Origin of the sequence: Natronosalvus caseinilyticus, from assembly GCF_017357105.1 — an archaeon.
In the GTDB taxonomy this organism is placed as follows: domain Archaea; phylum Halobacteriota; class Halobacteria; order Halobacteriales; family Natrialbaceae; genus Natronosalvus; species Natronosalvus caseinilyticus.
This window is the reverse complement of sequence record NZ_CP071596.1, coordinates 2,427,711-2,441,207: the sequence shown is the minus strand read 5'-3', so window position 1 is coordinate 2,441,207 and position 13,497 is coordinate 2,427,711. Positions and strand designations below refer to the sequence as shown.

8 protein-coding genes and 1 pseudogene are annotated in these 13,497 nt (G+C 49.2%); 4 read left to right on the top strand and 5 right to left on the bottom strand.

Annotated elements, in window-relative coordinates; genetic code table 11:
• Window positions 1-485: 485 nt before the first annotated feature.
• Window positions 486-2,321 (bottom strand): DUF2206 domain-containing protein, encoded by a 1,836-nt coding sequence (locus J1N60_RS11680; RefSeq protein ID WP_312907613.1) that lies wholly within the window; start codon window positions 2,319-2,321, stop codon window positions 486-488.
• A gap of 1,334 nt (window positions 2,322-3,655) precedes the next feature.
• Between J1N60_RS11680 and J1N60_RS11675 the strand changes: the two genes are divergently transcribed.
• Window positions 3,656-4,546 carry an alkaline phosphatase family protein gene (locus J1N60_RS11675; protein ID WP_312907612.1) on the top strand — a complete coding sequence of 297 codons (891 nt, stop codon included), beginning with the start codon at window positions 3,656-3,658 and terminating at the stop codon, window positions 4,544-4,546.
• Window positions 4,543-5,847, top strand: a complete 1,305-nt coding sequence (locus tag J1N60_RS11670) for a polysaccharide pyruvyl transferase family protein (RefSeq protein ID WP_312907610.1) — start codon at window positions 4,543-4,545, stop codon at window positions 5,845-5,847. The genes J1N60_RS11675 and J1N60_RS11670 overlap by 4 nt, the downstream gene beginning before the upstream one ends.
• Here the strand turns inward: J1N60_RS11670 and J1N60_RS11665 are convergent.
• Window positions 5,840-7,240, bottom strand: coding sequence for an oligosaccharide flippase family protein (locus tag J1N60_RS11665; protein ID WP_312907608.1), 1,401 nt, complete (start codon window positions 7,238-7,240; stop codon window positions 5,840-5,842). The genes J1N60_RS11670 and J1N60_RS11665 overlap by 8 nt on opposite strands.
• Window positions 7,241-7,355: 115 nt before the next feature.
• On the opposite strand from J1N60_RS11665, the gene J1N60_RS11660 reads away from it, so the two are divergent.
• The gene (locus J1N60_RS11660) at window positions 7,356-8,813 is read left to right on the top strand and encodes a sulfatase (protein WP_312907607.1); all 1,458 of its coding nucleotides are present in this window, start codon (window positions 7,356-7,358) and stop codon (window positions 8,811-8,813) included.
• Here J1N60_RS11660 and J1N60_RS11655 read toward each other — a convergent pair.
• A complete protein-coding gene (locus J1N60_RS11655) occupies window positions 8,810-9,934 on the bottom strand; it encodes a glycosyltransferase (RefSeq protein ID WP_312907605.1) in 1,125 nt (374 codons plus the stop codon). The two genes, J1N60_RS11660 and J1N60_RS11655, sit on opposite strands and share 4 nt — an antisense overlap.
• A 196-nt stretch (window positions 9,935-10,130) precedes the next feature.
• Between J1N60_RS11655 and J1N60_RS11650 the strand changes: the two genes are divergently transcribed.
• Entirely contained in the window at window positions 10,131-11,348 is a 1,218-nt protein-coding gene (locus J1N60_RS11650; protein WP_312907603.1) for a sulfatase-like hydrolase/transferase, read from the top strand.
• Window positions 11,349-11,409: 61 nt separating this feature from the next.
• Here the strand turns inward: J1N60_RS11650 and aglF are convergent.
• Window positions 11,410-12,151 (bottom strand): annotated as a pseudogene (aglF, locus tag J1N60_RS11645) (UTP--glucose-1-phosphate uridylyltransferase AglF).
• A 38-nt stretch (window positions 12,152-12,189) separates the two neighbouring features.
• The gene (locus tag J1N60_RS11640) at window positions 12,190-13,410 is read right to left on the bottom strand and encodes a glycosyltransferase family 2 protein (protein WP_312907602.1); all 1,221 of its coding nucleotides are present in this window, start codon (window positions 13,408-13,410) and stop codon (window positions 12,190-12,192) included.
• Window positions 13,411-13,497: the final 87 nt, after the last annotated feature.

The following is a 13,497-nucleotide window of genomic DNA, read 5'->3' as shown; positions in this document are numbered from 1 at the left end:
TAAGCGTTGAGATATGATCCTACCCGGACAGGACGGCACGTCGTAGTTTTGAATACATAATATAGGCCTCGAACACCAGTCTCCAGGAAGAACCTCATGAGGTCCTCGGCGTCACACCCGACGCACCTGACGACGTCGTCCGTCGACTGTCAGCGAACGACCATCCTGACAGTGACGATCCCGACGTAAAAAGTACAAGCGCATTCAGAAGGCCAAAGACGCGCGATACCGTGCGTTCATCCCGAGGAACGCGTCTTCTTCGTAGTCAATGCGAAACGCAGCGTCGGCGCCGTCAAGATTAGGCACCAGATGGCTGTGTTCCTCAAAGCCCGAACTTGCCGTATGCGGTGCTATGATAATCGATTATCACCAGAATAGGGGGATCGCCGATGCCATCCCAATCACAACAGAACCGAGCACCATCCCGATCCTACTCATTGATTCCCTCTATTAACTCAAGTATGATTGACGGTCTTTAATTTATGTCATTTTGTATAGACTGAAGAATGGTTATTCGCATATATCTTTCCTTCTGTTGGTGGCTGCTCGAGGCATGCTGCTATATCATTCATGCATACCGGAACATCATAATTCCTCACATATAGCGTTCCCCGACTACTATTGTGATAGCCTTCGTACGTCCCGATCGGAGGGTTAGCCCACCGGTTCTCATACCGACCAGTCACAATTCCCCCGTAATTTCCGGTATACAAGTCAGATCCTGCAGATCGGTATTCGACAACCCATTTGGCAGACTCGGTTTCTTGGTCGTTCAACTGCCCCCATGGCTTGTCCTGATTCAGAGCAAAGGATTCCGGTGTTGGTGCTGGATTCGTCGGCAACCCAAGTGCCAAATGAGCAACACCGAGGTTAAAAAGCAAGAAGAGCGCTAATACCATGGCGAGTGAGCTCCGTATCGTCTTCTTCTGAATAGGAATAGAAAAACGTTGAAGCCCCTTTGCGAGCCACCAAGCGCCAAAAATTGTAAGTGGCGATGCAATGAGGAATAATACATCCATCGCTCGATCAATCCCAAACCTTCCTTTCAGTATTATGGATGCTGAGAACAAACTGAGTGCCGGAATCGTGAATATCGTGTATGTTGACCAATCATCGCTATTCTTCTTCAGGAGAGTGCGAGCGAGAGAGATCGTGGCACCTAACGCCAGCAGTCCAATCAATATGGCAAAAAGCGAGAAGTAGAATTTTCGTACCGTTCCCATTTGTAGCGTTTGTACGAATAGTGATTCACCAGTGCGATCAGTGGTTTCGCTGGTTCTTGTACCGAAGGTGTTGATGATACGATAGGGGAGCAGAACAAATTGTGAGAAAATGTATCCTCCACCAATGCTAGAGTACCAAATAAAGAAATAAATTGGAATTAAGACAAGAAACGCGAGACTGAATCGGTTGTCAGGCGGTGTCTGATCAGTGGGTGGGAGAATTGACAACACCTGGCGTCCGATGAGATAAACAGCGAGCATTCCGATGAAGATCATAGACATCAGATAGTGCGAGGTTATTAACCCCCAGCCAAGCAGGAGCAGAAGGATTGATTGCCACCGCTCCCGGTATTCATAGAGCAGGACAAGCAACAGTGCGATGATGAAAATTTGCCCGGTGTGTTGTTTGGCTTGGATACCGTGAATGAATCGCTGGTAAAAGATGTACCCAAACGGAGCGAGTACCGCCCATTGCATCGGTAACTCCTTCTTCGCGATTGCATAGATTCCGACCGGCATAAGCGACATGAGAAGCTGGAGATGAATCTTGTAAGGCCAGTCAATGGCCATACCGGTAAGTTCCGACAATGTTGCGGCTAAAAAGGTGACTGTAATAAGGGGGGCCCGTCGATGGACAATATCGAGCGGCCACGCATTGACTTCAGTAATCAGGCTCGCAAAATGGACCGTCCACTGGATATCAGGCCCCCATACATAATTACTGATCAAGCTCATATGGAAGAGTAACGCGAGTGCCGTAACGTAGATCGTCAACACTCGATTTGCCGTCGGAGCTGGGCGTCGAGTGAGGAGAAACGGGATGGATGACGCAAAAAGAAGTGCAGTGACTAATACCAAGTTGGCGTGTTTTACCTGGCCAGTAGTAAGTCGAGCACCGACAATTGCAGCACTGAAAGTAAGGAACGCGACAATGAGTGCTGGATCAGATGGAGTAAAATTGAGATCGCCCTCGTATATACGGTAAGTTGACCTCGTCCGGTTAGTTAGTGTAAGAAGACCGATGAGGAGCATTGATAGTACTATATAAACCTTGGTCTGAGTGAGTGGGGCAGATAAGTTCAGTGTGTAGAAACCCATCGTCCAGAGGAAGAGTGTGAGTGAGATGAGAGCTACACTTGTTACAGGCACAATAACGACGAAAACCGAGAGTTCATCGGATCGGTAGCCAAGGAATGAAAGGAGCAGCCAGCCTGGAACGAGAAGTATGAGTATGGTGCCTGAGAGGAATCGGAGTGCGGTGAGTAATACTAGGTCCGAATTCGTGACGGAGTCCATGAGGATTCCCGTGCCCTGTGCGAAGAGTAAAACGAGTAATAGCTTGCTGATAATATTCATACGGAGGTATTTCCGACGCACATAGGCACTCACAGATATAGGAGAGACATTAGACATTGGTCGTGAGATGATGGATATGTATCCTAAATGTTTCGATTACCGTGTGTCTATATTATTTAACAATATTCCGCCACATTGACTCGGTAGTAGTTCGTCGTATCTGGTGTGTCGCCTGCTAAGGAGACCTTTTTGTGGCCGTTGACAGTAATCTGGTTGTCGGCAGTATCATAGTGTTGAACGCCACCTTCTTCGGTCACATTACGGAATCGCAGGTCACCATTCAGGGTTGCATCCGTGGTCATCCGGAACCCTTTGTTAGCCGAATCGATGTGAATATCGGTGAAAGTGACATTCGAGAGTGCCAATACTGTCGAGGTTGAACGCTACGCCCCCGTCGTTACCGACAACCCAAATATTGTTGAATTAGGCATTATCAAGGGTTGACCCTCCGAGAATGAACAGGTAGAATCCATCTGCATTTCGTTCAACACTGCAATTAGAGAACTGGGCATTGATGATGTCGTAACCGTTGTTATCGAGGAAAACATCAGTATCCTTCACGTGGAAGTTGCTGACCTGAATGTCTTTCGTGGGGTCGCGCAGGTAGATCCCCCGATTATTGGTCTGGATGTTCTATAGCGCAGTGTTAACGAGATGTTCCGGGGGTATGAGTCGTCACTACCAAGACGCACACAATCTTGGTCGTCCTTCAGCACGTAAAACGTTGAATTGGAGAGTGTAACTCCATCTGTCTTGTTATCAGGGCCGGGAGCAATTCGGAGGAGTGTGCCCTGATAGATGTGGTCCATTGCAACGTTCGTGAACGTGATATGGAACAGCCGCCACCAGATCCGCCTCCCTGCTCAGGATTCGAAGTGGATGCTAGAGATACGCCCATTGGGACATTCTCTGGTACGATACTCCATACATCAGATCAACGGATTGTGAGGCCACTGATAGTGAACTTATCGACGTTGATGAGATTGACGGGGATCTCTTGAGTCCGATCACCAGAGGGAAAAACGGCCACGCTCAGGCCGGCGAATATATATGTCACTACAATAAAACCGGCAATGATGAAATCATTAGCCACGTTCAAACGAGCGTTATCAAGACCACAGCGAGCATATACCCAATCAATTGGTAAGCTCAACCATTATAAAAGTGGTATGAAATATAATCCAGATGGCGATGATGTAATGAAACGAGACTGGGATACACTGATCATACTTGATGCTTGCAGATATGATTATTTCAACGAAGCAATAGATATGCCCGGGGATCTCGAAATAGTCACTTCTCGGGGTTCTACCAGTACTGAGTTTATGCGAGGAAATTTTTCAAACAAGCAGTTACATGACGTTGTATATATCTCTGCTAATGGATTCTACGGACAGCTCCGCAATGAGATTGGCTCAGAAGTCTACAAGCATATTCAATTATACACTGAGGAGTGGAGAGACGAGTACGGGATTACAACAAACCCCAAGACAGTAACTCAAGAAGCGATTAAGGCCCATCAAGAATATCCGAATAAACGGCTAATTGTCCACTATCTCCAGCCTCACCAACCCTACCTTGGACCATATGGTCGAGAACAATTCGACTTCGGAGGTGATTTGAGAGAGACTATTAACCGAAGTGGCGTAAGCATTGATGATGTCAGAATGGCTTATAGAGAGAATTTAGAGTTCGTATTAGATGAAGCTAAAAACTTGATTAGTGAAATTGATGGAAAAACAATCATTACATCAGATCATGGAGAGATGCTCGGAGAGAGGATTGGGCCCTTCAGGTTTTTTGGCCATTTCGGTGGCGTATATCGGGAAGAACTTGTGAAAGTACCGTGGTTCACGGTTGATTTTGATGGGCGGCGAGACATTATTGTGGAAGAGCCCGAAACCACTTCAAATATAGACCAGGAACTGATTGAACAGAATCTGAGGGCTCTCGGGTATAAAGCATGAGACATAAAAACATAAACTACAATCCAAGTTCTAAGAATAATATTCCTAAATCAGAAGTAACTGAAATAACAATAATAAATGTATTTGGGAATAGAAATAAAGGCGATGCCGCAATTGTATTAAGTATGATTGACATATTGGAGAAGCGTATCGGCGCTATTTCGGTGAATATTGAAAGTTGGCATCCAGATCAGGATCAAGACTTTTATAATGCAGATGTTTTCACTACACTCTGGAGATATGGAATTAGTGCCCCCTATATTGGTATTTCTCCCCTTGCGATATATGAGGCCATAAGAAAAATTCCGCTTCTATATTCTATCAAATACAATTTAAGTTCTCCACTGGGCCAAGAATATTTGCTACGAGATCAAGAACAAGAATTGTTTGATCGGATGAAAAAATCAGATTTGGTACTCAGTTGTGGTGGGGGATTCCTCCATGACAGCCATGGACCAGCATTTCTGAAGCATCTCTATACATTAAAAATGGCAACACTTATCGATACCCCTGTAATGATATATGCCCAATCTATAGGACCATTTAGAAAAAAACACTATGGATCCCTGGCCTGCTCTGTTCTTAACGAAGTGGACTATATAACAGTCCGTGACAACATCTCCGAAAATTATCTGGAGGAAATAGGTGTAACGGACCCTCCTCGAGAAGTGACCGCTGATGCCGCGTTTTTACTTGAGCCGACCCCGCCGGAAAACAACGGAATACTCAGAACCATAAGGGAATCAGAGGTGCCAATAGGTCTGACTGTCCGAGATTGGAAGTATCCGAATTCAGATAACCCGAAGAAAATGAAGAAGCAGTATCGAAAGGAAATGTCCAAGTACGCTGATTATCTCCAGGAAGAACTGAGTGCGACACTTTTCTTTTTCAATCACACTCCATCTGATGTTGAAGAAGCCGAACTGATTACCAATAGCTGCGACAATACCTCAGAGATCCATATCCTAGACTCGAATATACCTCCAAGACAACTGAAATATCTCACCGGTGAGGTCGAGTTGTTTGTTGGAACCCGAATGCATTCTACGATATTTTCTATGGAAATGGACACGCCCACAATTAGCATTCCATACCTCCCGAAATCCAAAGATTTAATGGAACGTCTCGGACTCAAGGAGCTATTTATAGATATTAGCCAAGTCAACTCCCGTGACCTTCAAGTTCTCACTCAAAATGTGATTGAGGATAGAACGTACCAGATGAAAATGAGTAGAGGGATTGATCATCTGAAGTCATTAACACGTAGAAACGCCGAAATTGCGTCTTCGATGATTAGCTGAGTTCCACCCACATACTTCGAATAGAACTATTCAATAATATTGATAGGAAATAGACAAGACCCCCGATTAAAATTATGGCCGATAATTTTACTATTGAGTCGATCTGGATTATGTGGGACAGATAATGCACTGTGAGTGCCATAATACCACCGGAGATCAAAATCCACCATATATTTTTGAATGGAATCTGTAATGGAATTTGATTTTTGATATGTCGATAATATAACAGTGCATTAACAGCATAGGCTGTTATCATCGCGATAGCGGCCCCTTCGATCCCGATAATTGGGACAAGCATGATATTCAGTATTACATTCATCAATATAGATAAGAGAGAATAACGAAAAGCAATGTCTGGCTGGTCCAGTGCTAATGTGATTTTGTATATGATCTCATGGAATGCGTGGATCAACCGCTCACCGGTCAGTAATATGAGGACCAACCATCCCGCACTGAATTCTGCGCCGTAAATGACACCCAATACTTCTTTCGAGAGAATAAGGGATCCAAAAAAAACCCCCACTGGTATTATCATTACGTATGTTAATGCCCTTGATGTAACTGTGGATATCTCCTCAATTTCACTATCTGAATATAGGTTGCTGAAGTTAGGGAAGATCACGGTGGAAAGTGCGCCGCTCACGACAATGCTGACGATCGATAGACGCCAAGCAACCTCATAAATCGCCACCAGAGAACTGCTAAGGAATATACCAATGATGAGTGTGTCTGCCCAACCGTAGATCAACCCGCTAGATCGAAGAATTGTGTTGTATTTTGAAAAATCCCAAATTCTTCTGAAACTGGTGGTGGTCGGCACAACAATTGATAGATCAAGCAAATATATCGCCAATACCGAACTTAGCATTTTCCCTGCTAACAGACCATAGACTAGCGCATATACTCCGTAACCATCTATTAGAAGTATTATAGAAATTAATAGGGTTGAAAGTGCCTGGACCGCTTCTAAAAGAGCACTATGAACTATTTTTAATTCGCCTCTTAACGATGATAGAAATAATTGATACACAATGGTGATAAATAGGACCGCCAACAATTCAAGGAATAGAGGCATGCCCAGATAATCATTGATTGATTTCGAAAATGGTATTATAGCTAATGCAACTATCACATATGAAACTGACAATAATATAAGGCCTGCTGAAAAATATCTGTGCTTATTCTCTCCTTCACTGAGGCGTTTTTCAATAGCACCCTGAACGCCTACGTCTGCTGGAATTGACAAAAACCCGACTAGAGATTGTAGGAGGAAGAAACTTCCCAGAGCAGTTGACCCTAATTCTTGTGCATAGTATATTGTACCTACAAACCCAATTCCAGTAGAAAGGAATCGTGAAATAATAGTGACTATACCAGCTCGTTCCAGATCCATCATATATCCTTTTCCAAACAATATAAATAAATCCTCGGAGATTAACCTGCAAGGACACTCATGGCTCAGTCAAATATGGTAAGACATTTGCCTGACGTTCAATGATAACTGCATAATGAGAAAGAACGTGATCTTACTGGTGTTTGATACTCTCCGCGCTGATTATATCTCTATCAACGATAATTCTGGAGTAAATACCAAGAATATCGATAGTATTGACTCACAGGGCACTACTTTCAGTAATGCGTATACTGTTGGTCCTGGGACTCCTATCTCACATGGTGGTGTCTTCACCGGTCGATACCCTTCCCACAGCGGCGTCACAGGTCAATACCTCAACCTTCCGAAAGACCATCCAACGATGCCTGAGTGGTTCAGCAAACACGGGTACGAGACGATGGGCATCGCCGGCCCATCGAAGATCGCCTCCGACTTCGGCTATGATCGGGGGTTCAACGAGTACTTTGAACCATACTACGACATCGGGTACCGGAACAGAAAGCCAACAAAAGCGTATTTCAAGAACGTCCTCTCTGACTGGCACATTTTCAACGACGGGATTCGGACAGCGTTCCGCGGTGAGATCAAGAATACGCGGTTCAAGTTCGATTACCTGAAAGACTGGATATCATCAACTTCAGAACCTTTCTTCGCGTTCGCCAACATCTTGGAAGCTCATGCGCCATACCATCCGCCGCGGGGCTACCGAAGCGAGTTTGACCCGGCGTTCTCCGAACCCCCGTTGTTCCTCCTCGAATTCTTGTTCAATCAGCTTGGGGATCATGAGAATCCGAACGTCCGACTGGACCGCGTTGACCATGTCCAGACCGGAGATGGAATTGGGCGATATCTGGCGGATTCGTCGTACCTAAACGAAGACGAATTAGAGGCGCTCAAACGGTGGTATCGTGCATCGATAAAATATCTCGACGATGAGTTCGGTAGGTTCCTCGACTACTACCAATCTAACCTCGCCGACGATACGCTTCTCGTCGTAACCGCCGACCACGGCGAACAACTAGGCGAACACGGACTCATGGCTCATAGTCATTACTTATTCGACGAAACACTCCAAGTTCCCCTCTTGATGACCGGGCCTGGCGTCAACGAGGCTCCGGAGGGCTTAGCATCACTAGTGGACCTTTTTCCCACTCTCTCCAGCCTCGCCGACATCGAAGTGCCGGATTTTACGGACGGCGTCCCACTGTTCGACAAGGACAGCCGGAACGCGGTCTTTATGGAGCACGGGAAACGGAGGGTTCGTGAGTTCCGGGAATCCGCACATGGCCGCTATATGGACGATGAACAGCTCCGCCAATTCGCCGCCGGCCGGAAGGCAGTCCGAACGGAGACTCACAAACTTGTCGTGGATTCTTTGGGTAACTCGACGCTCTACAATGTGTCCGGCGATATCGAGACTGAGGTTTCTGAGGCCACGATAGAGTCGGAACTCAGAGACAAACTTTTTGAGGTGCTTCCCGAAGAGTACGGGGTATGGCCTGAAGGCGACCCAGAAAATTACAGTCTCGACGACGAAGTCATCGGTAGCCTCGAGGACCTCGGCTACGTCTAACTTCGCTTGAAGATCTCGCGGTACATCTCGATGTGCTTCTCGCCAATATTTTCCCAAGAGAGTTCCTCCGCTATCTCAGCGCTTGCTTCCGCCATCTCTCGTCGCTGTGATTCATTACTTAGTACGCGGATAACGCCCTCTGCCAGTGTATCGGCGCTTTCGGGTTCTACCACGACGCCTGCTCCTGCGTCACCGACCATCTGCTGGAAGTCTCCTACGTCAGTCGTGACGACTGGTTTCCCAAACGCGAACGCGGTCGAGAGCGTCCCGCTGTGGCCGGTCTGCCAGCCATCGCGGTATGGAAGGACGACTACCTTGGCTCGGGAGAACAGTTCCCCGACCTCTTCATTCGGAATGAATTCATTGCGGATCGTTACATGATCAGTATACTCGTCTAACAGGCCATCTGGGTTCGGGATGTTCCCTTTTCCCGCGATTGTGACCGAAAAGTCCGGGATCTCCTCAACAATCGCGGGGAGTGCCCGAACGAGAAACTCGAGTCCTTTGGGTGGAATCAGACTCCCGAAGAACAGGGCGTGATTGAGTTCTTCGGGTGGTTCGAGATGGTCAAACTCGGAGAAGAACGTATAGACGCCGTGGGGGATCACGTGTACCGACTCGATGTTCCGGTCCTGTTCGAGCAGTGCTTCCCGCTGCTTTTCAGAGTGGACGACAGCCGCCGCCTTCGGGAAATCGGGAATCGCGGATCCGACGATGTCCGCGAGTTTCAGTATGTCACCGGATCCACCGTGTTCGACCTCGTGAGATGTAATGACGTAGGGCCGGTCTTTGTAGATCCCGTGGAGGTATGCAAAGAGCGAAACCTGCGGGAACTCATCAGTCGGGTCGTGAACGATGTCTGGATCGAGATCGTTAACCAACCTCAGGTTTTTGAACGAGTATAGTCCTGTGAGGTTCTTCCGGACATTGAGGTTTAGTTCGAAGATGTTCTGCATCGAGATGTCGGTTGATTCGAACGCCTCGATTACCTCGACGGCCGGATCGAAAAGCCCCTCTGCGGATGTTTCGGTTGCTTTCAAGACGGTGACATCGGCGTGTTGTGAAACAGCATTCGCTAGCTCTGCTGTATAGTGTGGGAGGCCGCCGCTATCCTGTCCCATGATGTATAGTACATGCATTAGTGCTGATTTAGTGATGCTTGAACCGGCGCTCGTTCGTAGTCTATTTCCATTGTCTCTTATGAAGGAAGACAGAGATTAAAACACCTGTGTATTGGATTACTATTTCACCGAGAACAGCAGGAGTCGACAGTACCTATCCGCCAGATTTTTCATTTCACCAACTAAGAAAAGGGTAATGATCTCGAGGGCCTTGGGTGAGTTGACTGATGTACCGGAGTACGAGAACGTACTCGTCTTCATCTCCGATTCGCTCCGATACGATGCACTTCCCGACCGAATTCGATCGAAGGGCGTGACCGGGAAGACGATTGCCGCTGCTCCTTGGACGGCGTCGTCGATACCATCGCTCGTGACGGGTAAATATCCGTCGACGCACAACGTCTGGATGTTTGAAGATCGCCTCTCCGATCGTCCCATCTTACTGTCGGAACCCGATGATTGGACTGCAGGGTTCAACTCTGAGAAGCACTGGCTCAAGTTTGATTCGGCCGAGAAGCCCCCTATCAAGATGCTTCGGCTTAATGGCGAACAGCGGCTATCCGAACTTGAGCCTCCATTCGTTCACGTAATACATGACCTCGGTCCCCATGCACCGTACGGATTTGAGAACGACGAGTACGACACAGAATCCTTTTTCGAGGATTATTCGGATCCCGAGGAATTGAAGCGACGCTACCACGAAGACACTGAGAAATCTGCTCGTTATTTCGAGCGCGTTCTCGACGAACTTGATTCTGAAGGATCACTCGAGGACACACTCTGCGTCTTTACCTCCGACCACGGGGAACTCCTTGGCGAGGGTGGTCGGCTCGGGGGGAAGTGGGGTCATTCAACCCCATTATGCCCCGAGTTGCTTGAAGTTCCAATGACCTTCATCGGTGCGGGCCTTCCAGAGGGAGAGAAACTCAACGGCCTCGTTTCTGGTGTCGATCTCGCACCAACCTGTCTCTCTGCAGTCGGCCGTCCAACAGGAAATGTCGACGGCATCGACCTCTGGACCGAAACCCCGAACGAAGATCGCTTCGTTCGATCTGACGTTTGGCAACGATACGATGCTTTAGACCGGACTTGGCCAGTGTATGTCGCATCAAGTCTATGGGATAACGAAGGAGGATGGGTGAAACACCGGCGATCAAACCTGCTTCGGATGGCCTACTATGGTTATGACGTATTTCTCGGGGATTATGCCCCACCTGCACGGAAGACTGCGGGAATTCGCGATATCATTTCTGGATTCCAGTACTGGGGTCGGCGATGGAGTTCCTTCGGTAACCCAAACATTTCTCAAGATGTTGCAGATCAAGAACTAGCTGATGACTTGGTTGAAAATGAAGAGTCAGAAGAATTCTCTGAGGAGCAAGCGGAACACTTGGAAGCTCTCGGGTATCTCTAACGTGGCCCTGGAACCAATTGGCTACTCGGATAATGGGACCAAGGAAGTAGAAAAGAACCAATCAATCATCCTCCGCGAGAGCGGTCTCAGCATTTCCCTGCAACCGCGCTTCCGCTTCTTCTCGATCCTCCGGATACTCAACGCCAATCCGTCATCCCTCCAATCCGATCGCATCGATCGTCCGCCCGCTCTGAATCAGCAGGTCGATCGTGTCGCTGATCTCGTATTCCCCTCTATTAGACGGCTGCATCAGATGACACACGTGGAAGATTGCCGGTGGAAAAGGTGTAGAAGCCGGTCATCACGAGATTCGACGGTGGGTCGTCGGCCTTTTCCACGACATCCGTGATCTCGCCGAACTTATTCGTATCACAGACGCTGTACCGGTCGGCCTCGTCCCATGGGACTTCCTCGACCAAGAAGGCGGCATCCGCCCGATCCTCGCATTGGCGACGGACGACGTCCTCAAGGTTCGCCTGGAAGATGTTGTCGCCGAGGATCAACATGAAGTCGTCGTCGATGTACTCCTCGACGGTCAGCAACGCGTGGGCCAGCCCCTTTTGCTCGCGCTGGTGGGCGTAGGTGATCGGGACGCCCTCGTATTCGTCGCCGTAGTGGTCGATGATCTTCTCCTTGAGATAGCCGACGACGACAATCAGTTCGTCCGCACCCAGGGAGACGAGCTGGTCGAAACAGTGCGTCAGGATCGGTTCCCCATCGACCTCGACCATTCCCTTTGGTTTGTCTTCGGTCAGTGGTCGGAGTCGCGTTCCTTCGCCGGCGGCGAGAACAACTGCTTTCATGTATCTCTCGAATTGTGTGTTGGATTGCTTTTCGTCTGTTAGCGATTCACTGCACTTAAGAAGAACGACGAGAACACCGTCTGCAGCCCGAGCACGATCGCCGTGAACGCGATGAGCGACCCTATCGTAAAGTCGATCGGGCCGAAGTCATTCGAGATCCACTGATAAATCAACAGACCCGCGTAACTTCCGCCGAGGACGAACACGCCGACGCCGAGTGTCGCCCCACGCTCGAGCGTCAGCGACTCCGTCAGAAGCTTCGTGAGCCGATCCTCCGGTTTCCGGATCGGATCGCTCGCAACGGCCGCGAACACGCCCAGGCTCGCGACCTGGTAACCGACGATCGTCAGGAGACTCCCCGCGATCATCGAGTGCGTCCCCGGATTCACACCGTTGACCGTCGCGCTGGTCGCCGCGAGCGCCATGATCACTAGCCCGAGGACGCCCATGACGGCCCCCGGGACCGAGAACAGGTAGCCGGGGGCGTTCTCGAGCATGAAGCGGACGTGTCGCCACCCATCCCGAAAACTCTCGAGGGTTTCCTCGCCCTCGCGCTCGTGGTAGACGATCGGCGTCTCGACGATCGTCAGATCCTTCGCGCCGGCTTCCATGATCATCTCGCTGGCGAACTCCATCCCGGTCGTCTCGAGGTCCATCGTCTCGTAGGCCTCTCGGGTAAAGATCCGGAAGCCGCTATGGGCATCACTAACCCCGGCGCCGTAAAACAGGTTCAAGAACTTCGTCAACACCGGATTGCCGATGTGCTTGTGGAGCGGCGGCATCGCCCCCGGCCTGATCTCGCCCTCGAGCCGACTCCCCATCACCATATCTCCATTTTCCGCACGGAGGTGCTCGAGGAGCCGTGGAATCTGCTCGAAGTCGTACGTCGTGTCGGCGTCACCCATCACGATGTAGTCGCCGCGGGCGCGGTCGAACGCGTACCGGTAGGCGTAGCCGTACCCCTTGCCGTCTGGTTCGACGATGATGGCGCCCATCTCGCGGCCGATCTCGGGCGTCCGATCGGTCGAGCTGTCACTGAGGATGATCTCGGCGCGCATCCCGAGTTCGGCAATCGCGTTCTTTGCCCGTTCGATACACTCGGCGACGCCCTCCTCTTCGTTCAGCGTCGGCATCACGACGCTGAGCTGTGGCGTCTGCTCGCTATCAGCGTCGAGCAACAGGCCGTCTGCTTCGTGTGTCTGTAGTTCCGTCTGCCCGTACTCGGTATCTGATTCTGATTGTTGGTCTTGAATTGCCATTCGTGGTTGCTACTGATCGTGAGAGAAACCGCCCCTGTAACACCGTTCGATTCCCTTCCCCATCCTGAATCTGATCTATCAGTATCT

Bases quoted from the DNA above. Each gene is read 5' to 3' on its own strand.
- J1N60_RS11680 (WP_312907613.1), bottom strand. From the start codon at position 2,321: ATGGGTTTCTACACACTGAACTTATCTGCCCCACTCACTCAGACCAAG.
- J1N60_RS11675 (WP_312907612.1), top strand. From the start codon at position 3,656: ATGAAATCATTAGCCACGTTCAAACGAGCGTTATCAAGACCACAGCGA.
- J1N60_RS11670 (WP_312907610.1), top strand. From the start codon at position 4,543: ATGAGACATAAAAACATAAACTACAATCCAAGTTCTAAGAATAATATT.
- J1N60_RS11665 (WP_312907608.1), bottom strand. From the start codon at position 7,240: ATGGATCTGGAACGAGCTGGTATAGTCACTATTATTTCACGATTCCTT.
- J1N60_RS11660 (WP_312907607.1), top strand. From the start codon at position 7,356: ATGAGAAAGAACGTGATCTTACTGGTGTTTGATACTCTCCGCGCTGAT.
- J1N60_RS11655 (WP_312907605.1), bottom strand. From the start codon at position 9,934: ATGGGACAGGATAGCGGCGGCCTCCCACACTATACAGCAGAGCTAGCG.
- J1N60_RS11650 (WP_312907603.1), top strand. From the start codon at position 10,131: ATGATCTCGAGGGCCTTGGGTGAGTTGACTGATGTACCGGAGTACGAG.
- J1N60_RS11640 (WP_312907602.1), bottom strand. From the start codon at position 13,410: ATGGCAATTCAAGACCAACAATCAGAATCAGATACCGAGTACGGGCAG.